The organism is Kribbella solani, from assembly GCF_014205295.1.
Taxonomy (GTDB): domain Bacteria; phylum Actinomycetota; class Actinomycetes; order Propionibacteriales; family Kribbellaceae; genus Kribbella; species Kribbella solani.
In genome coordinates, this window is the sequence record NZ_JACHNF010000001.1 from 6,469,137 (window position 1) to 6,495,280 (window position 26,144).

Genomic DNA, 26,144 nt, shown 5'->3' on the forward strand with positions numbered 1-26,144 from the left:
GATGAAGGAATTCGCCATCTACACCGGCCTGCGGGCCGCGCTGTTCGCGATCTGCTTCGGCGTGCTCTGGCTGGTACTGCACTCCTGGCTGTCGATCTTCCCGCTGCTCCTGATCGGCCTGATCATCTCGTCGATCCTGTCCATCTTCGTGCTCCGCGCCGCCCGGGACCGGCTGGCCGGCAAGATCGACACCCGGGCCGAGAAGATCGCCACCCGGCTCGAGCAGGCCCGCAGCGCCGAGGACGACGACTAGAGCACCCCGCTCCCTCCAGCCGTACCAGTGCTCCACTGGTACGGAGAGTGACCTATGCCACTCGTGAATTCTCCGCAAAACCCTTTGTGCATTCCTTCACATGAGTCGTACCGTGGTTGATGAAACGAAACCGTTTCGTTCCATCGGTGTTCTGACGGCTACCCAGGGTGATGAAGGTGGATGCAGCAGGCGTGCGGCAGCAGCGGCCGCGGGTCGAGGGCGGGCGCGAGGAGGAGATTCTCGACGCGACCGTCGCGGTGGTGGCCGAGCTTGGCTACGACCGGCTGACCATGGACGCGGTCGCGACCGCGGCGAAGGCCAGCAAGGCGACCCTGTACCGGCGCTGGACCAGCAAGGCCGAGCTGGTCGTGGACGCGATCAGCCGGGCCAAGGGCTGCCCGATGCCGGAGGACGTCGACACCGGCAGCCTGCGTGGTGACCTGATCTCGATCTCCTGCGGCGACGGCGGTTTCACCGACGAGCTGCCGATGTCGGTGGTGGCCGGTCTGCTGACCGCGCTGCACCGCGACCACGAGTTGCAGAAGGCGTTCCGGGAGCTGTTCCTGGCGCCCCGGCTCGAGATCACCGGCAAGGCGTACGAGCGGGCCGTCGTCCGTGGCGAGATCGCCCCGGACGTCGACGTCGACCTGCTGTCGGTGACGTTGCCGGCGGTGATCATCCAGCACGCGTACGTCCTCGGCATCCCGCCGACCGACGACCTGATCCTGCGCGTGATCGACAACGTGATTCTGCCTGCGGCGCGGGGGTCGCAGGCGAGCTGACCGGTTGAGGGGCCGGTCCGCGACCAAGACAGTTCTGCCAAGAGGGGAAATATTCATGTCCGAAGAAGTGATCAACGCCGATCCGCCCGAGCGGCGGCCGGCCGACGCGCCCGGGGGCGAGCACGGCCACCGGAATCTCGGCATCGCGCTCGCGCTGATCTGCATGGCGCAGCTGATGGTGGTGCTGGACGGCACCATCGTGAACATCGCGCTGCCGCACATCAAGGACGCGCTCGGCTTCACCGACGCGTCGCTGCCGTGGGTGGTGAACGCGTACGCGCTGGCGTTCGGCGGCCTGCTGCTGCTCGGCGGCCGGATCGGGGACATCCTCGGCCGCCGCAAGGTCTTCATCGTCGGCGTCGTGCTGTTCGGCCTGGCGTCGTTCGTCGGTGGTATTGCCCAGAGCGAGGGCGTGCTGCTGGCCAGCCGGATCCTGCAGGGTGTCGCGGCCGCGATGGCCTCGCCGAACGCGCTGGCCCTGATCACCACCACCTTCCCGGCCGGCAAGGAGCGGAACCGGGCGATGGGCGTGTACGCGGCGATGTCCGGCGCGGGCGCGGCCGTCGGCCTGATCCTGGGTGGCGCGCTGACCGAGGCGTCCTGGCGCTGGACGTTCTTCATCAACACGCCGATCGGCCTGATCGTGGCCGTGCTGGCCTTCCGGTTCCTGGGTGAGTCGGCCCGCCAGAAGGGCAAGTTCGACCTGCCCGGCGCGATCACCGGAACCGTCGGTCTGACCTCGCTGGTGTACGGCCTGACGCACGCCGCCACCGAAGGCTGGGGCGACAAGTGGACGCTGATCTTCATCTTCGGCGGCCTGGTGCTGATCGCGGCGTTCCTCGCCATCGAGGCCCGTTCGCGGCACGCGCTGATGCCGTTCCGGATCCTCGCGAACCGGACCCGGGGCGTCAGCTTCTTCGTGATGCTGGTGGTCGGCGCGGCGATGTTCTCGATGTTCTACTTCCTGGGCATCTTCGTGCAGAGCATCATGGGGTACAGCGCGCTGAAGACCGGTCTGTCGTTCCTGCCGTTCAGCGTCGGCATCGTGGTCGCGGCGCAGGTCGCCTCGGCGCTGGTGGCGCGGATGGACCCGCGCTGGATCTCCGGTGCCGGTGGGATTCTGGTCGGCGCCGGGATGTTCGGCTTCAGCCGGCTCCAGGTCGACTCGACGTACCTCACGCACCTGCTGCCGTACATCCTGGTGCTGTCGTTCGGGATGGGCCTGATCTTCGTACCGCTGACGCTGACCGCGGTCAGTGGGGTCGCGAAGGAGGACTCCGGTGTCGGGTCGGCGGTCCTGAACACGGTCCAGCAGATCGGTGGCGCGGTCGGCCTGGCGCTGCTGGGCACGATCTCCACCAGCGCGATCAAGGACAAGTTCGCCGAGCTGGCCCCCGGGCTGCAGAAGGCGGCCGAGTCCGGGCAGTCACCGGAGCAGCTCAAGCAGCTGCAGGGCCAGTTCACCGCGCTCGCCACCACGCACGGCTTCACCCGCGCGTTCCTGTGGTCGGCGTTCCTCGCGGTCGGCGCCGGCCTGGTCACGATCATCGGCCTGTCGATCAAGCACAAGGACCTCGCCAACGACAGCGAAAGCGGCCCGGTCCACATCGGCTGACCCCCGCCACACCGCAAAGCCGAAGGACCCGCTTCCCGGGAGGAGAGAAGCGGGTCCTTCGTTGTGTTCGGGACGTGACTTAAAGTATGCGCGAGAGCGGGCGGCAATTCGGAGCTGAGGTGGTGCATGGCCGGCGAGGATCCGGAGCTGGACGCGGTGGCCCGGCGGACGCTGGTGGACACGATCGCGGCCGGCGTCCGCGCGTTCGCGAGTACTCCGGGTACGTCGGTGCTGGTGATCGAGAAGTCGGCCGGGGACGAGTGGCGGCGCTGTGTCCAGCGGGTCGGGACGGCGTTCTCGAAGACCGAGACCATGCGCCGGGCGATGCCGGGATTGAATCCCGGTCCGGGCTGGTCGTCCCAGCGCGCGGCAGTGGACGCGCTCGCGCATCCACGCGCTGAGTACGCCGTGGTAGCCGAGACCGGCGAGGGCCCACTGACGGTCGTGAGCTTCGAATATCCGACGGCCAAACTCGTCGTGGTCGGTGGTGGAACGACCTTCCCGGTGCCCGGCGCGCTCGCGGACTCCTCGCTGCCCAGTGGCGAGCAGGCTGCGTGTGCCGTGCAGTATGTGCTGGCGACGGTCGCGGCGGAGCACAGCCTGGCGCTGGAGCATGAGGTTTCGCCAGACAACTGGTACGGGCGGCCGCTCGACGCCCGGCGTGAGATCGGTCCGGATGGGCAGTTCCTCAGTACCAGCCCGGCTGTGGCGTCCTGGTCGGCGGCCGATGCGCGGTACATCGCGCAGCGGGTTACCGTGCGCCAGCCCGGGGGACAGCATCCTTATCCGGAGGTCAGTGCTCGGCCGCTCGGTCCGGACGAGTACCGGCGCTGGGCCACTCAGCTCCGCGGCTGGGTTCAGCGCGGCGGGACCATCACGGTGTACCACCACGAAGATCCGGCGCAACGGGTCGAGGCCGAGCTCGTCACGATGCAGCTGGACCCTTGGATCGACCCTGGCGCGCCTGACCCGGATCCGATCCCGGCCCAGGCCGGTGTCCGCACGATCGTCGTCGGCACGGCCGACGGCCCACCGCTCGCCTCGGTCACCGTCGGCCGGGACGCCGCTGGTGACCTGCGGGTGCTGCGGTTCCTCCGGACCGACGAGGGCTCGCTGCGGGCGGCCGAGCTGATGATGTGCGAGGCTGCCGTCCGTGCTGGTGGTGGGGTGTCCTTCTCCGCGGCCGGTGCGATCGACTACGGCGGGCTGGGGGAGAACCCGGAGACCTTCGCGAATGCCTCGGTCCATGCCGAAGTTCTAAGGTTCCAACTGCAGTTGCTGGACCCTCAGTCGGCCACCCAGCTGTCCGGGGTGATCAAGTCCCTGGACGAGGTGCCCGGCGAGCCGGTTGTGGACCCGTCCGCGGTGGCCGCTGCTGTTCAGCGTTCCCGCGAGGCTGGTGGGGATGTGCTGGTGCTCGGCCGGTCGGATCCAGCTTTCGTGACGCTGCAGGAGCAGGCGGCTGATCAGATGGCGGCCGCGATGGGTCCGGACGGGACCGTTCCGCCGGACGTCGACGGTCTGTGGCAGGTGTTCAGTCCGCCGGTCGCCGAGCCGGGCCGGGCGGTTTCCGGCGAGCAGCAGGTGGCGGTTGCGGTCGTCGACGGTCGGCCGGTCGCTGCGGCAGCGGTCACGAACACCGGCTCCCGGTACGAGCTGGGAGCCGTCGGCGCGGTCAGCGGCGCCGACGACGCGCTGCTCGCGGCGATTGTCGACGGCGTGTACCCACGGGACGGTGACATCAAGCCGCTGACCATGTTCCGTGCCGAGGAGGAGACCAGGGGGCTCGCGGCGTTCGGTCTGGAGGTGACCGGAGTACGTCCGGTCGACGGCGACGGGGTCGAGGTTCGGCTGCCGGAATTCACCCGGCAAGCGGTTCTCGCCGCCGACAGGTGGTCGGGATGGATGAACGGCCGTGATCTGGACCGCAGCGCGAGAAAGCTCGGCGAATTCCAGCAGGACAACGGATCTGTAGTGCGGTTGGACCATGCGGTCGCATCCCAGCGGCAGCCGGCCGAGGAGGCGGTTCGGGCGCTGGCCGACCGCGCGCGACCTGCGTCCGAACCTCCTCCTCGGCCCGTACCGTCCTTGCCGCCAGTGAATGGGAACCGGTTCACGTTGCTCGCTCGGTCCGACCAGGACTTGGCGTATATCACCTTCGATGAGAGTGCCGATGGCGAGATCGAGGTCGTGGACGTGGCCGCCGCCTCGCGGCGTGACGGCGGAAGTCAGACGGCCGCGCGGTACGGGTTGTGTACGTACCTCGCCGAGCGCGGTAAGGATGCGATGCCGCACCATCGGATCAGCGCCGGAGTCGTCAGCGAGGGTGTCTGGGATGCGGCCGAGAGCCGCTACTTCGTCACCGGCATGCACAACCGCCGCGGCGACCAGACGGCGGAATTGTTGCGCCCGGCCCCCGAATCCGCCCCCGAAGCCGCCCAGTCCAGGGAAGCCGGACAGCCCGCCGAGACCGGGCAATCGACCGAACCCGGGCAGACCCGGGATGCCGGGAAGGGTGAGGCGCCGCGGCGGCAGGGTGAGTCGGACCACCGGCGAGGTGGCTCGATGGAGCGGTGAATGGGTCGAGTCGAGGCGGACATGCAACCTTTTGCCGGATTGGATCCGTCCGCGGACCCGGGCAACGATTTCGAATGGAGGGTCGGTGGCTGCAGCTGAGCAGGGTTCCGGCGGGCAGTACAACCGGATGGATGCCGCGAACTCGATCGCGGCCGGGCTGAAGGAGTTTGCCGCCCGGCCGGGCACGACGGTGCGGGTGGTTGCGAAGACGGCGCCGGAGTGGCGGGAGTATGTCCATCGAGTCTGGAACACGGTCCTCGATACCCAGCACCTGGTCGAGACGTTCCGCCAGGCCATGCCGGAGCACCAGCCTGCTGCTGAGGTGCTGTCGCAGCAGCGGGCGGCGGTGGATGCGTTGGCGCATGAGGAGGCCGAGTATGCGGTGGTGGCTGAGGATGGCGGTAACGGTCCACTGACTGTTGTCACGTTGACAGTTGCCGGCGACCGCCTTGTGGTGGTTGGTGGTGGTACGACCTTCCTGCCACAAGTTCCCGAAGGCGCCACGCTGCCGATTGGTGAGCAGGCCGGCTGTGCTGTGCGGTACGCACTGGCGACGCTCGCGGTGCAGCAGTCCCAGGCAGTGGAGAACAGGGTTCCGGCAGGCAGTTGGTACGGGCAGCAGGCCGGACCGTCTTGGTCGGTGGATGATGTGCAGTTCGTCGCGGAGATGGTCGTGTCGCTTCAGCCCGACGGTGCGGATCCCTATCCGGAGGTCAGTGCGCATCTGCTTGGTACGGATGAGTACCGGCGTTGGGCCACTCAGCTTGACTCTTGGGTGGAAAGCGGCGGCGGTGTCGAGGTGTACGACCATGCGGATGAAGAGCAGCATGAGGTCGTCGAGCAGCTGTTGCTGAGTCTCGATCCTTCGCCCGCGCGGATGGTGGAGCACCCGATCCCGCAGCGGCCCGGTGTCCGGACGATAGTGGTGACGATGAACAGCGAGCCGCAAGGTGCCGTGACCGTCGGGCACGATGCGGCCGGTGACCTGCACGTGCTGCAGCTTGTCCCGTCGGCGGATGCGGGCGCGAACCGGGCGGCCGAACTGATGATGTATGAGGCTGCGATCCGCGCTGGTGGTGGGGTGTCCTTCGCCCCGCAGAGTTCGGCGAGCCCCGGGCAGGAACTGCACACCGTCAGCGCTTTGGACAGCGCCGAGCACGCCGGCAAGCTGCGCGGCCACCTTGATCGAGTGAACCCAGCCGGGGGAATCCGGATGTGGAAGTTGATCAAGACTCTCGACGACGTCTCCGGCCGGCCGGCTGCCGCCCAGGCTGTGGATCCGGCTGTGCTGGCGGCGAGGGTGCAGGCATTTCGTGTGGCTGGTGGGGACGTGTTGGTTCTCGGTCGGTCGGATCCGGCGTTTGCGGAGTGGCAGGGGAAGGCGGCTGATCGGATGGCGGCTGCGATGGGTCCGGATGGGACTGTTCCGCCGGATGTCGACGGTTTGTGGCGGGTGTTCAATCCGCCGGCCGTCGAGTCCGGTGGAGTTGCCTTTGGCGAGCCGCGGGTGGCGATCGCGGTTGTGGATGGTGTGCCGGTCGCTGCGGCGGCGGTCAACGGCATCGGCTCGCGGCTCGAATTGGGAGCGCTTGGTGCGGTTTCCGGTGCTGATGACGGTCTGGTCGCGGCTGTTGTCGATGGGGTGTACCCGATGGCGCTCAAGAGCAGAGAGCCGTTGACCATGCTCCGTGGCGACGAGGAGGCGGCGCGGCTGGCGTCGTTCGGTCTGGAGGTGACCGGAGTACATCCGGTCGATGACCAGAGGCTCGTCCAGGTTCAGCTCTCGAAGGATGCTCAGCGGGCGATCAGCGTGGCCGTCGGTGAGACTGGGTGGGCGCGTGCCTCGCAGCTGAACTTCGAGGCACGGGCACTCGGTGCTTTCCAGGAACAGAAGCACGGTTCCGTGCGCCGGCTGGATCATGGAGTCGCAGCTGAACGGGCGGCTGCCGAGGAAGCCATCCGGACCGTGCAGGACAGACCCGATATGCCGCAGCCGGATTCGCCGGTACCGCCGGTGAACGGTGAGCGGTTCACGGTACTGGCCCAGTGCGACGAAAGCTCCGCGTACATCAGCTTCGACGAGACTCCCGACGGCCGGATCGAGGTCGTCGACGTCGCCGCCTCCAGTTTCGACGATGCGGCTCTGAGCGCCGCGCGGCACGCGTTCTGCAACCAGCTTGCCGAGCGAGGGCAGGACGCGGCGCTGCACTCCCGGATCACCGGCGGTGAACGGGACCGGAACATCTGGGACAAGCGGCAGGGCCAGTACTACGTGACTGGAGTGCGCAACCGCCTGGGCGCCGAACTCGCCGAATCGTTGCTCCCGGCCCCTGAACCGACCGCCACCCCGGAAGCCAGCCAGACCACCGAAACCGCCCAGACCACCGAAACCGCCCAGACCACCGAAACCGCCCAGACCACCGAAGCTGGGCAGGGCACCGAGGCCGGGCCGGCCGCCGAGGGCGGGCAGACGCTCGGCAGCGGACAGGGTGAGGTGCCGCGGCGGCGACCGGGCGGGCCGCACCACGGGCGCGGTCCGGAGCGGTGAACCGTGGCAGCAGCTGGGCAGGGTTTCGGTGAGCAGGATGACCGGCTGGGTGGGATGGCGAACTCGATCGCGGCCGGTGCGAAGGAGTTTGCGCGCCGGCCGGGTGCGAGAGTGCGGGTGGTTGCGAGGTCGTCTGCGGACGAGTGGCGGGTTGTGCGCAGCGGGCAGCGGTCGATGCGTTGGCGGATCGGGATGCCGAGTATGCGGTGGTGGCCGAGGCTGGTGATCACGGTCCGCTGACCGTCGTAACACTGAATGTGGCCGGTGCCCGTCTGGTGGTTGGTGGCGGTACGACCTTCCTGCCACGGGTACGCGAGGACGCCTTGTCGCCGACTGGTGGCGAGGCGCGGCGCCGTCCGGACGGTCCGGATGGTCGGGGTGGCCGGCGGGCCGGCCCGGCCCGGAGCGCTGAACTGCTGAAGTGAGATCCATTTGATCGCTGTGTAACCGATTGCTGACTTAGAGTGTCCGCAGCATCGGGCGACGAGTGGATCTGGGGTGAGGAAATGGCCGACGGTGATCCGTACCTGGACCGCGGGACTCGGACGGCGATCGCGGCGTCGATGGCGGCGGGTGTGAGCAACTTCGACCGCGGGCCGGGTACGAGGGTGCTGGTGATCGCGAGGTCGTCCGGAGACGAGTGGCAGCGGTACGTACGGCGGGTCGGGGCCGCGTTCGCCGATTTGGACCGGATGACCAGGGTTTTGGACCAGGGGTTGCCGGGGTCCGATCGCAGTCCTGGCTGGCGGTCCCAGCGTGCGGCGGTGGATGCGTTGGCGGATGCGAATGGTCAGTACGCGGTGGTGGCCGAGGTCGGCGACGACGGACCACTGACGGTCGTCAGCTTCGTGCCGGCCGACGGTGAGCTCAGGGTCGTCGGCGGCGGTACGACCTTCGCGCCGACACCACCGCCACCGCCAGCGCCGAAGGTGGTGGTGCGCGGTGTTCTCGAGGATGTCCCGCGGTTGGGCGCTGAGCTGGCCACGCACGCCGCACGGTTGAGGGGTGAGCGAACCGGTGACGTCTTCCTGCCAAGCGGTGAGCAAGCCGGGCATGCGGTCCAGTACGCGCTGGCGACGCTCGCCGGACGGCACAGCCTGCGGCTCGTCCACCAGGTTTCGCCGGACGGCTGGCACGGACCGCGGACACTCCAAGGCCGGCGAATGGTTCTGCCCGACGGACTGACCCTCAGCCCGATGTCCGCCGCGCAGGCATGGTCGGAGCTCGACGCGCAGGACATCGTCGCGCAGGTCACGCTCAGTCAGGCCGGCCGGCATCCGTATCCGCAGGTCAACAGGTATCACCTCGGCCCGGTTGTCTTCCGGCGCTTGGCCACCGAGCTGAGGGACTGGCTCGAGCTGCGCGGGACCGTCGAGGTGTACGACCATGGTGACCCGGATCAGCGGTTCGCGGCCCACCTTGCCGTACTTGAGCTGGAAGCGGGTGGCAGCCCGGACGAAAGGGAACCGATTCCGGACCGGGCCGGGGTGCGGACGATCGTGGCGAAGCGGAAGAACCAGCCACAGGCGGCGGTGACGCTCGGGCGGCAGTCCGACGGCGACCTCCGGGTGCTCAGGTTTCTCAGATCAGGCCACCTGGGCGCCGATCGGGCGACCGAGCTGATGATGTTCGAAGCCGCGGCACGCGATGGTGGCGGATTGTCGTTCTCCAGGGCAGCTGCGATCCGATATACGAAGAGGTTCGCGTCGTACTCGATGAGTTCTGAACAGGTTGCCCGCAGCATCTACCAGCTGCGGGAGCAACTGGGGCAAGTGGACGCGGTGCAGGCACGCAAGATGCACAAGAGGATCGCGACCCTCGACGCGACCGGAGTGCCGTCGGTGGACCCGGATGCGCTGGCGGACCGGGTGCAGCGGTTCCGCGAGGCCGGCGGGGATGTGCTGTTTCTCAACCGGTCCGACCCAGCCTTCGAAGCGCTGCAAGACAAGGTGGCCGACCGGATGGCGGCCGCGATGGATCCGGCCGGGGCCGTTCCGGCGGATGTCGACAACCTCTGGCGGGTGTTCACTCCGCCCGGTGCCGAACCCGGCCGCCCGAACTCCGGCGATCAGTACGTTGCCGTTGCCCTCGTCGATAGCCTGCCGGTCGCTGCCGCCGCGGCCAGGATGACCAACTACCGGTGCGAGCTGGGGGCGCTCGGTGCTGTCTCCGGTGCCGACGATGCTCTGGTCGCCGCCGTCGTCGACGGGGTGTATGAGCCACTCACCAAGACCAGGCCGTTGACGATGTTCGTCCACGACGCGGAGGTGCCTGAGCAGCTTGAGGCGCTGGGGCTGCAGGTGACCGGAGTCCGTCCGCTCGATGACGAGAGCCGCGTCGAATTCCGGCTCCCGGAGACCACCCGGGCGGCGATCGAGATCGCCGGTAGGTCCGGCTGGCCCCCCGCTTCCGTGCTGGACGACCGGGCGGAGCAACTCCTCGTGTTCCAGCGGATGAACGGGTCGATGCAGTGGTTGGACCATGGAGTCGCGGCCCAGCGGCAGGTGGCCGAAAAGGCCGGCCGAGACGCGCAGGACGATCCCGGCCTGGGGCCCCGGCCGGAGTCGCCGGTGCCACCGGTGCACGGTAACCGGTTCACTGTGCTGGCCCAGTCCGGCAACGGCTCCGCGTACGTCACCTTCGACGAGACTCCCGGGGGCGAGATCGAGGTCGTGGACGTCGCCATCCCGTCGCTCGAAGACGCGGGTGGGACGGCCGCACGGTACGCGTTCTGCGACTATCTCGCCAAGCGTGAGCAGGACGCCGTGCTGCATGCGCGTATCCCCGCCGCCGCACGCGCAGCGGGCACCTGGGACGAGGCCCGGAGCCGATATTTCGTCATCGGTATGGCGAACCGCCTCGGCGACCGGGCAACGGAAATGGTGCGCCCGCTCTCAACGCCTGCCCCCGACGCCGCCAGGGTCAGTGAGGTGGGGGGAGCGAGGGCCGGCCAAGCTGACGAGGCTGGGCAGGGTAACGGGGGTGGGAAGGTTGCTGGCTCTGGGAAGGGCGAGGCACAGCGCCGTCCGGACGGTCCGGATGGTCGAGGTGGCCGGCGAGCCGGCCCGGAGCGCTGAGTTGCCGGAGGCGACAGGTTTCATCGCTTTGTAGCTCTTTGGTGACTTAGAGTGTCCGCTACATCGGGCGACGAGTGGATCTGGGGTGAGGAATGACCGGCGGCGATCCGTATCTCGACGGAGTGGCCCGGAAGGCGATCGCGGAGTCGATCGCGGCGGGCGTGATCGACTTCGGCCGGCTGCCGGATTCGAAGGTGCTGGTGATCGAGCAGTCGTCCGCGGGCAAGTGGCCGGAGTACGTGGAGCGGGTCGGGGACGCATTCGGCAAGACCGACGAGTTGGTCGAGACGCTGCGCCGGAGTCTGCCGGGTTTCGACCGCGATCCCGTTCAGCGTTCGCACGTCGCGGCGCTGGACGCGCTGACGCATCCGGACGCTCAGTACGCGGTGGTGGCCGAGGTCGGCGACGACGGGCCGCTGACGGTCGTGAGCTTCGAGCAGGTCGGGATGGACCTCGTTGTGGTCGGTGGCGGTACGACCTTCCAGCCACCGCCACCGCTACCGCGAACGCCGAAGGCGGCGGCGCGCGGGGTTCCCGGAGACATCTTCCAGCTGAGCAATGAGCTGGCCGGACACGTCGCGCGGCTGCGGGGCGAGCAAGCCGGTGGCGTCTCGCCGGCAGGTGGTGAGGAGGCCGGGTGTGCCGTGCAGTACGCGCTGGCGACGATTGCCGGACGGAACGACCTGCGGATCGTCCACCGGGTTTCGCCGGATGGCTGGTACGGGCCGCGGACGCTCCGGGGCCGGCGGATGATCGGGACTGACGGGCTGACTCGCAGCACGAGGTTCACCGCGCAGGAGTGGGAGGATGTCGACGCGGAGGAAATCGCGCATCAGGTCACGCTCCGGCAGGACGGCGCCCGGCACCCCTACCCCGAGATCGACAACTTCTATCTTGCTCCGGCCGACGCCCAGCGCTGGGCCACTCAGCTCAGTGCCTGGCTCGGGCAGGGCGGGACCGTCGAGGTGTACGACCACGGCGACCCGGACCAGAGCTCTGCGTCCGGCCTTGCCGTGCTCGAGCTGGAAGCGGGTGGCAGCCCGGACGAAAGGGAACCGATTCCGGACCAGGCCGGGGTGCGGACGATCGTCGCGAGGACGAACGGCCGGCCACAGGCCGCGGTGACCTTCGGGCGGCGGGCCGACGGTGACCTGCAGGTGCTCAGGTTTCTCAGATCAGGACACCCGGGTGCTGATCAGGCGACCGAGTTGATGCTGTTCGAAGCCGCGATGCGCGATGGTGGCGGGTTGTCCTTGTCCAGGGGAGTCGAGATCCAGTACGTCCAGGACCAGCAGGAATACTCCATCAGCGCCGCGGAGGTCGACGAAAATGCCGAAGCGCTGCGCGGTGAGCTGGGAAGATTGGATGATACGCGGGCAGACCGGATGGCCAGGCAGATCGCGGCTCTCGACGTGGCCGGAGTGCCGGCGGTGGATCCGGATGCGTTGGCGGCTCGAGTGCAGCGGTTCCGCGAAGCTGGTGGGGATGTGCTGTTTCTGGATCGGTTCGATCCGGCATTCGAGGACTGGCGGCAGAAGGCGACTGACCGGTTGGCGGCCGCGATGGATCCCGAGGGGAGTGTTCCGCCGGATGTCGAGAGCCTGTGGCGGGTCTTCAATCCGCCGATCGCCGAGCCTGGCCGGCCGAGCGTCGATACCCAGTGGGTGACGGTTGCCGTCGTCGATGGCGTACCGGTTGCCGCGGCCGGGGTGTGGGCAGATGGCCACCGGTACGAGCTTCGGGACCTTGGCGTGGTCGACGGCGCGGACGACGCTCTGGTCGCGGCGGTCGTCGACGGGGTGTACGCGCAGGGCTCCACGACCGAGCCGCTGACGATGTTCGTGACCGACGCGGAGGCGAACTCGGAGCAGCTTGCCGAGCTGGGTCTGAAGGCGACGGCGGTCCGTCCACTCGACGATGCCGACCGAGTCGAGATTCGGCTCTCGGAGCCTACCCGGTCGGCGATTCGCGCCGCCGTCGACGCGGCCGGATGGTGGTCTGCCGTCGAGCTGGACTTCAAGGCGGAGGATCTCAGCGACTTCGAGCGGAAAAACGGAACGGTGTGGTGGCTGGACCATGGAATCACGGCTGAGCGGCACGCTGCCGAGGAAGTCATCCGGGCGGTGCAGGAGCACCCCGATCGGACCCAGCCGGAGTCGCCGGTGCCGCCGGTGAACGGCGATCGGTTCACGGTGCTGGCCCGGTCCGGCAACGACTCCGCGTACGTCACCTTCGACGAGACTCCCGGGGGCGAGATCGAGGTCGTGGACATTGCCGCCGGGCCGTTCGGCCAGTCGGCTCTGGACGCCGTGCAGTTCGGGTTGTCCGGCGAGCTTGCCGCGCGTGGGCAGGATGCCGTCCTGCATGAGCGGATCACCAGCGACGACCGCGAGCGGGGCATTTGGGACGCGGCGCGGAGCCGTTATCTCGTCACCGGTATGGAGAACCGCCTCGGCGACCTGGCAACCGGAATGCTGCGCCCGCCCCCAGCGCCTGCCCCCGATGCCGCCATGACCACGGAGGCGGGGCAGGGCGCGGCGGCCGGCCAAGGGCCTGAAGCCGAGCAGGGCGGGCAGGGTGAGGTGGGCGGGAAGGCTGCCGACCCTGGGAATGACAAGCCACCGCATCGGCCGGATGGACGGGGTGGCCGGCAGGGCGGCCCGGAGCGCTGAGTCTCCAAACGATCGCCGGGTAGCCGGTAGATAACTTAGAGTGACTCCCGCCCGACGATTGCAAGCGAGGTGACGCGTGACTGCGGACAATCAGGAGTTCGAGGACCAGGATCGCCGGCTGCGTGGGTTGGTGAGGGCGATGGCGGCCGATGTATCCGCGTTCGCCGACCGGCAGGACGTGCGGGTGCGGGTGATCGAGAAGCGCTCCGCGAAAGAGTGGCGGGAGTGCGAGCAGCGGATCGGCGAGACGTTCGCCGAGACGAGCCGGATGGCCAAGGTGGCGCGCCTGGCGTTGCCGGGGTTCGACCCTGGTCCTGGCTGGCGTTCACAGCAGGCGGCCGTGGAGGCGCTGGCGAATCCGGATGCCGAGTACGCGGTGGTCGTCGAGGCCGGCGACAAAGGACCAATGACCGTCGTGACATTCAAAGAAGCCATGGTGTTCCGGCAGTCTGCAGCCGAGCCGTTCCAGGACACTGGAGCCTGCATCGTGGTCGGCGGCGGCACGACATTTCCGTCGGCGTCGCCGGCACCACCGCTGCGAATCCCCGGGGCGAGCCATGATTTCGGGGATGCCCCGCGGCTCAGCGATGCGCTCGCCGCGCACGTTGCACGGTTGAGAGATGAGCGGGCTGGGGATGCCGCGCCGTTGGGCGGTGTGGAAGCCGGGTATGTCGCGCAGTACGCGCTGGCCACCTTTGCGGCGCAGCAGCGGCTGGACGTGGCTCACAACGTCTCTCCGGGTAGTTGGCACGGACCGTGGGCGATCGGCGAGTTGCAGGAGATCGACGAGGACGGGCGGGCGAGTGATGTCCCCGTACTGGGCTGGTCGGCGGACGACGCGCGATACATTGCCGAACAGGTCACACGGCTCCAGCCGGACGGCGAACATCCCTTTCCGGAGGTCGACGCCCGCCCGATCGCCCACGACGAGCACCGGCGCCGGGCCGTCCAGCTCAGCGAATGGATCGAACGAGGCGGAAGCGTCGAGCTGTACAACCACGAAGATCCCGATCATCATCTCGCGGCCGAGTTCATGCTGCTGGAACTGGACCCCGCGATCGAGACGGCCGTGCGGAATCCGATCCCGCAGGTAGCCGGCGTCCGGACCCTGGCCACGACGATGAACGGCGATCCGCAAGCCGCGGTGACCTTCGGCCTCGATGCCGCCGGTGATCTGCACGTACTGCGGTTCGTCGGCTCGGCGGATCCGGGTGCGCATCGGGCGATCGTGCTGATGATGCACATGTCCGCGATCCGGGCCGGTGGCGGGGTGTCCGCCTCCCGGCAGGGTGCGATGGACCTGGTCGGGGAGGAACAGTTTGCCGTCAGCGCCTCGGAATGCGTCGACCTCGCTGACAGACTGCGGACCCACCTCAAGACGGTGAATCCGGCGGCCGCGGACCGGATGTCGGCGTTGATCCAGACTCTGGACGATGTGCCGGTGGAGCCGGCTGTGGACCCGGAGGTGGTCGCTGCTCGGGTACAGGGCTTTCGTGAGGCTGGTGGGGATGTGCTGGTTCTCCGCCGTTCGGATCCGGTCTTCGCGGCCCTGCAGGAGAAGGCAGCTGATCGGATGGCTGCCGCGATGGGTGCGGACGGGGCCGTTCCGCCGGAGGTGGACGGACTTTGGCGGGTTTTCAACGCGCCGGCCGCCGATCCCGGCCGGGGCACGGACCCGGGTAATCAGCAGGTGGCGGTTGCTGTCGTCGACGGCATGCCGGTCGCTGCCGCCGCGACCGCGCGGCTGAGTTCCCGGTGCGAACTCGGGGCCTTCGGCGCGCTGCCGGGTGCTGACGATGCTCTGGCCGCGGCTCTCGTCGACGGCGTTTATCCGATGGCCCACCGCGGCAAACCGTTGACCATGTTCCGTGGTGACGAGGAGGCGAACTCGGAGCGGCTCGCGGCGGTTGGCCTGGAGGCAACCAAGGTACGTCCGTTGGACGGCGACGGGAGCCTGGTCCAGATCCGGCTCTCGGAGGTCACCCGGAAGGCGATCGAGGCCGCTGCCACGTCCGGATGGCTTTCGGCCCGTCAGCTGCACGGCAGGGCGAGGGACCTGGAAGATTTCCAGCTCAGGAACGGATCGGTGCGGTTACTGGACCATGGAGTCGCGGCTGAGCGACAGACGGCTGAGGAAGCGATCCGGGCTGTCCAGGGCCGGGCCGACGTGCCGCAGCCCGATTCGCCCGTACCGCCGGTGGCCGGTGATCGGTTCACTGTGCTGGCGCGGTGCAACTCCGATACCGCGTACATCAGCTTCGACCAGAGTCCCGAAGGCGCGATCGAGGTCGTGGATGTTGCCGCCTCGAAGTTCGACTACATGGCTCTGAACGCCGCGCAGTACGGGTTTGCTGCCCACGTCGCCGAGCGTGGCCAGGACGCGATGCCACACGAGCGAATCACTCAGGACGAACAGGGCCGGGGCGTCTGGAGCGTGGGGGAGAGCCGCTACTTCGTCGCCGGTGTCGAATCCCGCCTCGGAACCGAAGTCGCCAAATCGTTGCTCCCGGCCCCCGAACCGACCGTCGGCCCCGAATCCGCCCAGGCCACCGAGTCCGCCCAGGCCACCGAGTCCGCCCAGTCCACTGAAAACGGGCAGTCGACCGAATCCGGGCAGGGTGCGGCGCCGCGGCGGCCGGATCGGCCGGACAACCAGCGGGGCGGCCCGGAGCGCTGAGCGTCGGCAAGGGTGCCCTCCAGGGGCGCGAGGCAAACGATTTCGAGCGAGGTGGCGGATGGCTGGGGACGGTCAGGAGTTCGAGGAGTGGAACCGTCGGCTGGATGTGACGGCGATCGAGGCCGGCGTGTCGGCGTTCGACGGCTCTGTCCGGGTGATCGAGAAGTCCACGAAAGAGTGGTCGGAGTACACGCGGCGGGTGCTGGATGAATTCGATCGGACGGACCAGCTGACCGAGGTCCTGCGCCGGGGGTTGCCGGGGTTCGATCATGGTCCTGGCTGGCGGTCCCGGAAGGCGGTCGTGGACGCGCTGCGGCATCCGGAGGTCGAGTATGCGGTGGTGGTCGAGGCAGTCGGCGACGGAGGGATGACCGTCGTGACCTTCAAGGAAGCCGTGTCCCAGGGTGCCGCGGCCTGCTTGGAGGTGGTCGGCGGCGGTACGACATTCCCGCCGACGGCCGACGTTCTCCGCGACGTACCGCGGCTGAGCGACCAGCTGGCCCGGCACGTCGCACGGTTGAAGGGTGACGGGGCTGGGCACGCCGCGCAGTTGAGTGCCAAGCAGGCCGGGTATGTCGCGCAGTACGCGTTGGCAACCATCGCGGCAGATCAAGGTTTCGGCGTGATTCACCGGGCTTCGCCGGACAGTTGGCACGGGCCGCGGGGGATCGAGGGGCGGTGGGAGATCGACGTGGATGGGCAGACGGGCGATATCCAAGCGCTGAGCTGGTCGGCGGCCGATGCACAGCACATTGCCGAGCAGGTCACGCTCAGACAGCCGAGCGGTCTTTATCCCTACCAGCGGATCGCCGTCCCTCCGGCCCGCGATGACACCTTCCGCCGGTTGGCGACCCAGCTGAGTGGCTGGCTCGAACGGGGCGGAACGATCGATGTCTGCGACCATGGTGACGAGGGCCAAAAGGAGGCGGCCGACGTCGCTGTGCTGGCACTGGAACCACCCGACAGGCAGGACGCACGGGAGCCGATTCCCGATCAGGCCGGGGTACGGACGATCGTCGCGAGATTGAACGGCCGGCCGCAGGCCGCGGTGACCTTCGGGCGGCGGGCCGACGGCGGCCTACAGGTGCTCAGGCTTCTCGGATCGGAACATCCGGGCGCTGATCAGGCGGCCGAGTTGATGCTGTTCCAAGCCGCGGTCCGCGTTGGTGGTGGTGTGTCCTACGCCCCGGCCGGCGCGATCGACTTCCTCGGGCACGAGGCGCACCTCGTCAGCCCTGACGACGTCTCGTCCCACGTCACGAGACTGCAGAATCATCTGCGGCAGGTGGATCGAGCCTCGTCGGATCGGATGACGGAGCTGGTCAACGCCCACTTCTACCTGCCGGAGGAGTCGGCCGTGGACCCGGATGCACTGGCGGCGCAACTGCAGCGGTTCCACGAAGCTGGTGGAGACGTCCTGTACCTCAGTCGATCCGATCCGAATTTCATGGCTTTGCGGGACAAGGTGGCCGACCGGATGGTGGCGGCGATTGGTTCGGACGGGAGCATTCCACCGGACCTCGAGAGCCTCTGGCGGGTCTTCAATTCGCCGGTCGCCGAGTCCGGGCAGCCGGTCTCCGGCCTGCCGGACTCGGTGCGCGAGCGAGTGGCCGTCGCGGTCAAGGATGGTATTCCGGTGGCGGCGGCTGCGGTCAGGGCTACCGGTTTCCGGTGCGAGATCAAGGCGTTCGGGGCGGTCGCCGGAGCCGATGACGGTCTGGTCGCGGCTGTCGTCGACGGGGTGTATCCGAGGTTCGGCGCCGTGCCGCTGGTCATGTTCTGGCCTGATGACGAGGCACGTCCGGAGCAGCTTGCGGCGCTCGGTCTGGAGAAGACCGGGATCCATGCCCTCGATGACGACGGCCGTGTCGAGATCCGGCTGTCGGATGCCACCCGAGCATCGATTGACACCATCCGGTCGGGGGGATGGATGAGCTCCCGTCAGCTGGAAGTCACCGCGATCAATCTTGAGATGTTCCAGGAGCAAGCCGGCGCGGTCCGTCGACTGAACCACGCGGACGCGGGGCAACGGCAGGCGGCCGAGGACATCATCCGGGCGACGCGGGACATGCCCGACTGGGACCTGCCGGAGTCGCCCCTGCCGCCGGTGAACGGGAACAGAGTGACCTTGGTGGCCCAGGGCGCGATGGGCGCGGCGTACCTTACTTTCGACGAGACTCCCGACGGACAAGTGGAGGTCGTCGACATCGCTGCCCACGCGTATGCCTCCCATGCCCGGCACGTCCTGCGGCACGGGTTCTGCGCGTATCTCGCCGAGCAGGGAACGGACGCGGTGCTGCACGAGCGGATTTCCGGTAAGGAGCGCGACGGGGGTATCTGGAGCGCGGCGGAGAGTCGATACGTCGTCACCGGCATGCGCAACCGCCTCGGCGCCGAAGCAGTCGAATCGTTGCTCCCAGCGCCCGAACCGGCCGCCACCCCGGAGTCTGCCCAGCCGACCGAAACCGCCCAATCCAAGGAGTCCGCCCAGTCCACCGAGTCCGAGCAGTCCGCCGGCGGTGGGAAATCTACCGACGGTGGGAAGGGTGAGGCGCCGCGGCGGCCGGACAGGCCGGACGGCCGGGGTGGTCCGATGGAGCGCTGAAGGTCCGAAGAACGGGTGGTGGTGTGGTTTGCCGGCCCGAGTGCACCTTCGCGGAGAGCGACCGGTACCCCTGTTTGTCCCGGCGCTCCACATGCACCTGGAACCACTTAGAGTGACTCGACAACTACGGAACGATTCGAGCGAGGTGGCGGGTGGCTGGGGACGATCGGGAGTTCGAGGAGCGGGACCGCCGGCTGGGTGGGACGGTAACGGAGCTGGCGGCCGGCGTGGCCGCGTGCGCTGCCCGGCCGGACGTGAAAGTACACGTGATCGGCAGGGCGTCCGCGAAATGGGCGGACTATGCAGCGCGTCTCAACCGCGATTTCGCGGTGACGGATCGCGTGGCCCGGACGTTGGAGCAGGGTCTGCCGGGGATCGGTCGCGGCCCGGGCTGGTACCTGCAGCGGGCGGCGGCGGAGGCCATGACGGCCGCGGGTGCCGAGCATGCCCTGCTGGTCGAGGCGGGTGAGTACGGGCCGCTGGCAGTCGTGACGTTCCAGCGGAAAGACGGCGGGTTGGTGGTGGTCGGTGGCGGGACCACGTTCCCGCCGGGCGCATCTCCGGAGGCGGCGCTGCCGAGTGCCGAGGAAGCCGGCCGCACCGCCCAGTACGCGCTGGCGTCGATGGCCGCGCAGGAGATCCTGTCGGTGTCCCACGAAGCTCCGCCGGAGTTCTGGCACGGACCGCGGGCGCTCGAGTCCCAGGGGTTGAGCGGCGGCGTCGACGGACAGCGCCGCGACAACACGGCGCCGGCCTGGACCGTGGCCGACGCTCTCCACCTCGCCGAGCAGGTCACGCGCCGCCAAGCCGGCGGGAAACATCCCTTCCCGGACGTCGAGTCCTACCACATCGCCGAGCCCGGGTTCCGGCGGTGGGCGACTCAGCTCCGGAGCTGGATCGAGCGGGGCGGCAGCATCGAGGTGTACGACCATGGTGACCCGGAGCAGCGGGAGGCGGCCGCCCAGGCGATCCTGGAACTGGCCTCCGATCCGAACGATGCCGTGATGCCCCCGATCCCGGACCGATCCGGGGTGCGGACCATGGTGGCGATGGTGGACGGCAGGGCCAGTGGTCTCGTCACCACCGGACGGGGTGCCGACGGCAACCTGCATCTGATGCGGTTCTACGGCTCCGATGATCTCGGCGCGGCCCGCGCCACGGAGCTGATGCTGACGGAGGCCGCGGCCCGGTCCGGCTGCCCGGTCATCGCGTCCAGGACCGGACTGATCGCGAACACGAAAGTGAACCAGGAGATCAACTGGTCGCAGCCGAGGGCCTGGGCGGCACAGCTGCGCAGCAGGCTGCGCCAACTGGACCCCAAGGCGGACAGCGGGATGACCGAGATCCTCGGCGCGCTGGACAGGCCCGGAACGTCGACGGCCGACCCGGCCGACCCGGCGACGTTGGCCGCGTCGGTGCAACGGTTCCGTCAAGCCGGGGGCCACGTCCTGTACCTCGAAGCATCCGATCCGAGGTTGGCGGAGCTGCGGAAGAAGGTGGCCAAGCCGCCGGCCGTGTACGGAACGGCGCTGTCCGATGCCGGCAGCCTGTCGCGGGTCCTTCACCCGACGGTTCACGACGACGGCGTCTGGATGCCCGCCAACGACACCCGCCGGGTCGCCGTAGCCGTGGTCGACGGTGTGCCGGTCGCCGCCGCCGCGGTCAGGGAGACCGACCACCGGATCGAGCTCGGGATGCTCGCCCCGGCCCCCGAAACCGCCGACGCGCTGAACGCGGCCATCGTCGAGGGCGTATACGCCCGGGTGGAAGACCAAAAGCCGTTGGTCATGTTCCGGCCCGACGTCGAGGCGAGATCAGGGCAGTTGGAGGCGTACGGGCTGAACGTGACCGGAATGCGTGCCTACGACGACCATCGTCGCGTCGAGGTTCGCCTGCCGCTCGGCGTACGCGACGCCCTCCGTAGGGCGGACCGCGCGGCGGGCTGGGTGGATGCGCAGTCGCTCGACCACACGGCGGAGCAGCTGACGCGGTTCCAGGATGCCGGCGGATCGGTGCGCCGGCTGGATCACTCGGTCGAGGCCGAGCGGGTCGAGGCCGAGCGGGTCGTGGCTGAAGACGTGGTCCGCGGCGTGCCGGGCAACCTTGACCCGGTTCCGCCGGTGAACGGGAGGCGGGTGACGGTGGTGGCTCAATCCGAGCGGCACGGACCGGCGTACGTCACCTTCGACCAGACGCCCGGCAATGGGATCGAGGTCGTCCAGATGAACGCGAGGCAGGACGACGGCGCCGGGCAGGCCGCTCGGTACTGGTTCGCCGGACACCTCGCCGAGACCGGTCAAGCAGCGGTGCCGCAGAAACAGATCTCCATGTTCGACCGCATGGAAGGGATCTGGGGCCCGGACGAGAGCCGCTACTTCCTCACCGGAGTGGAGTACCGCCTCGGCAACCGACCAGCCGACCTGCTGCCGTCGGCCCCAGCACCTACCTCCGAACCCGCCCAAGCCCACGAAGCCGACCACCGCGCCGACTCCGGCCGAGCTGCTGAAGGTGGGAAGGGTGAGGCGCCGCGGCGGGCGGGTGGGGCGGACGGGCGGCGGCGGGGGCCGATGGAGCGCTGAGGTCGGCGTAGGTATGGACGGGTGGCGGACGTGCGGCACTCACCAACGTGGGGATCGCCTGGGCGGCGCGCTCGGCAGGTGGGTGATTGTGCCGGGTCGGTGCGGTTGGGGAGTGGTGCAGGTTCGCGCCCGGAACGTGGGGGTGCACCTGCGGCTGACTTAGGGTGATGGGGGGGGGGCTAGGCAACGATTGAGTGAGGTGGCGGGGTGGGCGCGGGCGAGGTGGGGTTCGAGGAGCGGGACGGTCGGCTGCGTGGGACCGTGGGCTCGATCGCTGCCGGGGTTGCCGGGTTTCTGAGTCGGCCGGGTGGGACCGTGCGGGTGATCTGGAGGGGCAACCCGGAGTGGCGGAGCTACACGGAGCGGCTTGAGCACACGTTTGCCGCGACCGACCAGCTGACCGACACGTTGCGCCGGGGGTTGCCGGGGATCGATCGCGGCCCCGGATGGCGTTCGCAGCGGGCCGCGGTGGATGCGTTGACGCACGTAGACGCGGAGCACGCCCTGCTGGTCGAGGACGGGGAGAACGGGCCGCTGACCGTCGTCACGTTCCGGCGCAAGGACGGCGAGCTGGTGGTGGTCGGCGGCGGCAGCACCTTCCCGCCGACACCGCCCGTCGGGCGGCCGGGCGGGCAGGGGGTTGGGCTCCCGGGCGGGCTGCTGGGCGACGGTGCTGGTGCTGGTGCTGGGGCTGGGGCTGGTGCGTTCCCGGCGTGGTCGGCCGGTGGGCCGGCGGTGGCGGGTGGGAGCGCCTTTCCGCCGGCGCTGATTGCCGAGGACGGGAGTACGTTTCTCCCGCCGCCCGGTGGTGTACGAGGGGATGCGCCGCCGCTGAGTGGTGAGCAAGCCAGTTGTGTCGTGCAGTACGCGCTGGTGTCGATGGCCGCGCAGGAGATGCTGGCTGTGTCGCATGAGGTTTCGCCGGAGACCTGGTACGGGCCGCGGGCGCTGGAGTCGCGGCGGTTGATCGGTATGGACGGGCAGACCCGCGGTATCAAGGCACCGACCTGGGCGGCGGCCGACGTACGCCACATCGCCGACCAGGTCACGCAGCGCCAGGCAGGTGGGCAACATCCCTTCCCGGACGTCCAGTTCCACCAGGTCAGCCCGTCCGCGTACCGCCGGTGGGCGACCGAGCTGAAAGGCTGGCTCGACCAGGGCGGCACCGTCGAGGTGTACGACCACGGTGACAAGAAGCAGCGGGACGCCGCCGACCTGGCGATGCTGGAACTGTCCACCTACACGGAGGTTCTCGCGGACCTGCCGATTCCGGCCCAGCACGGGGTACGGACGATGGTCGTAATGGTGGACGACCGGCCCCAGGGCCTGGTCATCGCAGGGCGCAACGCCAACGGTGACCTGCATGTCCTGCGGTTCGCGGGCGCCGTGGAGATCGGCGCGTTCCGGGCGACCGAGCTGATGATGATGGAGAGCGCGGTACGTACGGGTGCGGGGGTGTCGTTCTCCGCGGCCGGAGCGCAGGAGTACGCCGGGCAGAATGAGTATGAGCTCTCCGCGGGGGACGCGGCGAACTGGGCGTCGAAGATCAGGAGCAACCTGAGGCAGATCGATGAGCCTTCGGCAGCGCGGATGACAGAACTGCTCGCAGCGCTGGATACCCCCGGCGTAGTGGCCGTCGACCCGGCCGAGTTGGCTGCCGCGGTGCAACGGTTCCGTGAGTCCGGTGGCGACGTTCTGTACCTCAGTGCGTCCGATCCAAGGTTCGTGGCGCTGCAGGAGAAGGTGTCCGACCAACTGGCGGCCGCGATGGACTCGGACGGCCGTGTTCCGCCGGATGTCGAAAGCCTCTGGCAGGCAATCGTCCCCTCGGCTGTCGAGGCGGGTGATTCGAGTGCTGCCAACGATCAACGACGGGTCGCCTTCGCCGTACGCGACGGGGTGCCGGTGGCGGCCGTCGGGATCACGCAAACGATCGCCCGGTTCGAGCTCGGGAAGCTCGGTGCGGTCAGCGGCGCTGACGACGCGCTGATCGCGGCCGTCGTGGAAGGCGCGCACCGACGGATGCAGCCCGGCCAGCCACTGGTCATGTTCCGGACCGTGGCCGAGGTGGAATCGGCGCGGCTGGCGGCGTTCGGCCTGGAGACGACCGGAGTACGTGCGCTCGACGACGACAACTACGTCGAGGTTCGGCTGCCGCGCGCCGTACGTGACGCCGTTGTGGATGCGGACCTCGCGTCGGGCTGGGTGAGTTCGACCTGGATCGACGCCGTCGCGACGGGGCTCGATGAGTTCCAGCATGACAACGGAGAGGTGCTGCGGCTGGACCATTCGGTCGAGGCGGACCGGGTGCTGGCCGAGGAAGCGGTACGCGAGGTGCTCGCCAAGCCCGTGACGGCGCCGTCCGAGCTGCCTGTCCCACCGGCGAACGGGAACCGGGTGACACTGCTGGCCCGATCCGAGCCGCAGGGGCCGAGGGCATACCTCACCTTCGACGAGACGCCGGCTGGTGGGATCGAGGTGGTCGACGTGAACACGAAACGGCCCGACTTTGCCGGGCAGAATGCCATTCGTTACTGCTTTGCCGATCACCTTGCCAACAGCGGTCAGCGGCCGGTGCTGCACGAGCGAATCCCCGAGGTGGAACGGTTGGGCCACCGCGGTACCTGGGGGCCGGAAGAGGGCCGCTATCTGGTCGCCGCGATACACAACCGCCTCGGCGATGCGCCGGCCCAGTTGTTGCGCCCGGCCCCTGAATCGACGCCGGCTGCCGAGGCTGCGGTTGGCACCGAGTCCGAGTCCGCGTCGGGGCGAGAGCAGGGTGAGGCGCCGCGGCGTGCGGGTGGGGCGGAGGGGCGCCGCAAGGGGCCGATGGAGCGGTGAGGTCAGAGGGGTTTGTGCATGACGAGTTCGTGGTGGATGCCGTCGGGCATCGGGTCGCCGGGGAGGTCGGTGTCGGTGTAGCCGTGGCGCAGGTACAGGGCGTGCGCGGGATCGTTGCCGGGGACAACGGATAGCTTGAGCGTGGTGGCGCCGATGCCGCGGGCCCAGGTTTCGATCGCGGTCATCAGGGCGTTGCCGACGCCGCGGCCGCGACCCGTTGGGGCGACCCACATCGAGACCAGCTCGGCCGTCCCCGGCTCGTCCGGGAACCCGCCGGCCATCCCGGCCGGTACGCCGTCGATCGAGGCGATCACCTGGTACGCGCCGGGTGAGCCGAGCCGCTCCCGCCAGCGCTCCTCGGTCGCGTCCACCCAGTCCGCGTACCGCGAACCGAAGGCGAACGGTGCTTCCTCCAGCGCGGCCAGCCGCAGCTCACGCCACGCCTTCCAGTCCTCCGGGCCAACTGCCTGTACGTCGATCACCCGCACAGGATGACAGTCGGCCCAGACAACAACCAGTCAGTTTCGGGGCGGGAACTTCGAGGACACCCAGTCGCGTACGCCGCCCAGTCCCTCGCCGACGTCGCGGAGGAACTTGGCCAGCGGGTCCTGCGACCGGTTGAAGGCGTCCGAGTACGACTTGGCCGCGTTCTTCGCCTCCTGGGAGATCGACGCGTTGTCGTCGTCCTGGCGCTTCGGGTAGTCGCCGGACACGATCGTCGTGTACTCGCCCTCGTCCACCCAGCGGCGCAGCTCGTGCGCGCGGATGACGGCCAGCGGGTGCGACTGCGCCTCGAGCAGCAGCAGCTTCAGTACGCTGTCGCGCAGGTCGCCGGCACTCTCGTACTCGGTGCCCTGCGCCAGGAACGCGGTCGTGTCGAGCTCACCGAGCTGTCCACCGCTGGCCAGCTTCATCTGGACGCGCAGCGCGACCGCCGGGTCCTGGACCGCGAGCAGACCGGCCCGGTCGCCGGACAGCTCGGCCTTCCGCGACCACTCGTGCAGGGCGGCGATGATCGCCCGAATCCCGAGCGCGCCGATCGGCATCCAGTTGACCGCGCCGGTGAGCCGCATCAGCCACATCAGCAGCGACTGGTACAGCGCGTGCCCGCTCTGCGCGTGGCCGAGCTCGTGACCGAGGACGAACCGCAGCTCCTCCTCGTCCAGGCCCTGCAGCAGCGCGCTGTTGACCACGATGAACGGCCGGTCCATGCCGATCGTGACCGCGTTCCAGATCGGGCTGTTGGTGACGTACAGCTCGGGGAGCTGGCGTACGTCGAGGGTGGAGGCGGCCTCGGTGTACAGCCGGTGCACGGTCGGGAACTGCCGTTCGTCGACGCGGATCGCCGACCCGAGGTACTGCAGCCGGAACGCCCGCTCGTTGATCAGGCTGGACATCTTCCGCAGGACGAAGTCGAAACCCTTCAGCTGCCGCAGTGCGACCAGGGCGCCACGGTCGGCGGGATGCTCCCAGGCCCGCGAACTGATATCGGTCAACGTGACCCGCTGCCGCGTCGGCCGATCACTGCTCTCGCTCATCGCTCCCCCTGCCACCGGTTGTCATGAACCCCCAACCTAGCTCGCTTCCGGGGCCAGTGGGGTTCGAGCGCCGCCGCCAGCAGCAGCGTGGGGACCCACCCGGCCGGCACTGCCCACCACCCGAGCCCGTTCCCCGCGGCCAGCGCGGTGGTGGTGAGGCAGAGCGCCGTACCCGCGAACCAGTACCAGAGCGCGGTCCAGCCCGGATGGTTCCGGCCGCGGCGGGCGCCCACCCAGGCCAGCGTGAGCGTGGCCGGCAGCGCGAGCGCGGTGGCGCCGAGGGTGAGGACGGCGAGGATCAGCGCGATGTCAGCGGGGGAGAACTCGACCGCACCGAGAGGAATCATGGCCACGATCCTGGTCGCCGCACCGGTGGTTGC

The 26,144-nt window shown here is 69.1% G+C and carries 15 protein-coding genes; 12 read left to right on the plus strand and 3 right to left on the minus strand.

Annotated features, from left to right (window positions below):
- Position 1 precedes the first annotated feature (1 nt).
- From HDA44_RS29920 to HDA44_RS29975, 12 genes are all read left to right on the plus strand, one after another.
- Complete coding sequence (locus HDA44_RS29920) at positions 2–253, plus strand: DUF4229 domain-containing protein (RefSeq protein ID WP_184840106.1); 252 nt, start codon at positions 2–4, stop codon at positions 251–253.
- A gap of 170 nt (positions 254–423) precedes the next feature.
- A complete protein-coding gene (locus tag HDA44_RS29925) occupies positions 424–1,035 on the plus strand; it encodes a TetR/AcrR family transcriptional regulator (protein WP_184840108.1) in 612 nt (203 codons plus the stop codon).
- A 55-nt stretch (positions 1,036–1,090) separates the two neighbouring features.
- Positions 1,091–2,650, plus strand: a complete 1,560-nt coding sequence (locus tag HDA44_RS29930; protein WP_184840110.1) for an MFS transporter — start codon at positions 1,091–1,093, stop codon at positions 2,648–2,650.
- 126 nt (positions 2,651–2,776) lie between these two features.
- The gene (locus tag HDA44_RS29935) at positions 2,777–5,227 is read left to right on the plus strand and encodes a hypothetical protein (protein WP_184840112.1); all 2,451 of its coding nucleotides are present in this window, start codon (positions 2,777–2,779) and stop codon (positions 5,225–5,227) included.
- Positions 5,228–5,312: 85 nt separating this feature from the next.
- Entirely contained in the window at positions 5,313–7,775 is a 2,463-nt protein-coding gene (locus HDA44_RS29940) for a hypothetical protein (protein WP_184840114.1), read from the plus strand.
- 179 nt (positions 7,776–7,954) lie between these two features.
- Positions 7,955–8,200 carry a hypothetical protein gene (locus HDA44_RS29945; protein ID WP_184840116.1) on the plus strand — a complete coding sequence of 82 codons (246 nt, stop codon included), beginning with the start codon at positions 7,955–7,957 and terminating at the stop codon, positions 8,198–8,200.
- 39 nt (positions 8,201–8,239) lie between these two features.
- Complete coding sequence (locus HDA44_RS29950) at positions 8,240–10,852, plus strand: hypothetical protein (RefSeq protein WP_184840118.1); 2,613 nt, start codon at positions 8,240–8,242, stop codon at positions 10,850–10,852.
- 92 nt (positions 10,853–10,944) lie between these two features.
- On the plus strand, positions 10,945–13,524 hold the full coding sequence (locus HDA44_RS29955; protein ID WP_184840120.1) for a hypothetical protein: 2,580 nt from the start codon (positions 10,945–10,947) through the stop codon (positions 13,522–13,524).
- Positions 13,525–13,600: 76 nt separating this feature from the next.
- Positions 13,601–16,201: a hypothetical protein gene (locus HDA44_RS29960; protein WP_184840122.1), complete on the plus strand. Its 2,601-nt coding sequence runs from the start codon at positions 13,601–13,603 to the stop codon at positions 16,199–16,201.
- A 58-nt stretch (positions 16,202–16,259) separates the two neighbouring features.
- Positions 16,260–18,806, plus strand: coding sequence for a hypothetical protein (locus HDA44_RS29965; RefSeq protein WP_184840123.1), 2,547 nt, complete (start codon positions 16,260–16,262; stop codon positions 18,804–18,806).
- A 152-nt stretch (positions 18,807–18,958) separates the two neighbouring features.
- Positions 18,959–21,385 (plus strand): hypothetical protein, encoded by a 2,427-nt coding sequence (locus HDA44_RS29970; protein ID WP_184840125.1) that lies wholly within the window; start codon positions 18,959–18,961, stop codon positions 21,383–21,385.
- Positions 21,386–21,592: 207 nt separating this feature from the next.
- Positions 21,593–24,226 (plus strand): hypothetical protein, encoded by a 2,634-nt coding sequence (locus HDA44_RS29975; RefSeq protein ID WP_184840127.1) that lies wholly within the window; start codon positions 21,593–21,595, stop codon positions 24,224–24,226.
- Between the two features lie 2 nt (positions 24,227–24,228).
- On the opposite strand, the gene HDA44_RS29980 is transcribed toward HDA44_RS29975, so the two are convergent.
- Genes HDA44_RS29980 through HDA44_RS29990 form a run of 3 tightly spaced genes read right to left on the minus strand, consistent with a single transcriptional unit; the run spans position 24,229 to position 26,111 of the window.
- Complete coding sequence (locus HDA44_RS29980) at positions 24,229–24,708, minus strand: GNAT family N-acetyltransferase (RefSeq protein WP_184840129.1); 480 nt, start codon at positions 24,706–24,708, stop codon at positions 24,229–24,231.
- 36 nt (positions 24,709–24,744) lie between these two features.
- Positions 24,745–25,764: a M48 family metallopeptidase gene (locus HDA44_RS29985; RefSeq protein ID WP_184840131.1), complete on the minus strand. Its 1,020-nt coding sequence runs from the start codon at positions 25,762–25,764 to the stop codon at positions 24,745–24,747.
- Complete coding sequence (locus tag HDA44_RS29990) at positions 25,761–26,111, minus strand: hypothetical protein (RefSeq protein ID WP_184840133.1); 351 nt, start codon at positions 26,109–26,111, stop codon at positions 25,761–25,763. The genes HDA44_RS29985 and HDA44_RS29990 overlap by 4 nt, the downstream gene beginning before the upstream one ends.
- Positions 26,112–26,144 lie beyond the last annotated feature (33 nt).

Coding starts and splice junctions, on each gene's coding strand:
- HDA44_RS29920 (WP_184840106.1), top strand. CDS start 2: ATGAAGGAATTCGCCATCTACACCGGCCTGCGGGCCGCGCTGTTCGCG.
- HDA44_RS29925 (WP_184840108.1), top strand. CDS start 424: ATGAAGGTGGATGCAGCAGGCGTGCGGCAGCAGCGGCCGCGGGTCGAG.
- HDA44_RS29930 (WP_184840110.1), top strand. CDS start 1,091: ATGTCCGAAGAAGTGATCAACGCCGATCCGCCCGAGCGGCGGCCGGCC.
- HDA44_RS29935 (WP_184840112.1), top strand. CDS start 2,777: ATGGCCGGCGAGGATCCGGAGCTGGACGCGGTGGCCCGGCGGACGCTG.
- HDA44_RS29955 (WP_184840120.1), top strand. CDS start 10,945: ATGACCGGCGGCGATCCGTATCTCGACGGAGTGGCCCGGAAGGCGATC.
- HDA44_RS29965 (WP_184840123.1), top strand. CDS start 16,260: ATGGCTGGGGACGGTCAGGAGTTCGAGGAGTGGAACCGTCGGCTGGAT.
- HDA44_RS29985 (WP_184840131.1), bottom strand. CDS start 25,764: ATGAGCGAGAGCAGTGATCGGCCGACGCGGCAGCGGGTCACGTTGACC.
- HDA44_RS29990 (WP_184840133.1), bottom strand. CDS start 26,111: ATGATTCCTCTCGGTGCGGTCGAGTTCTCCCCCGCTGACATCGCGCTG.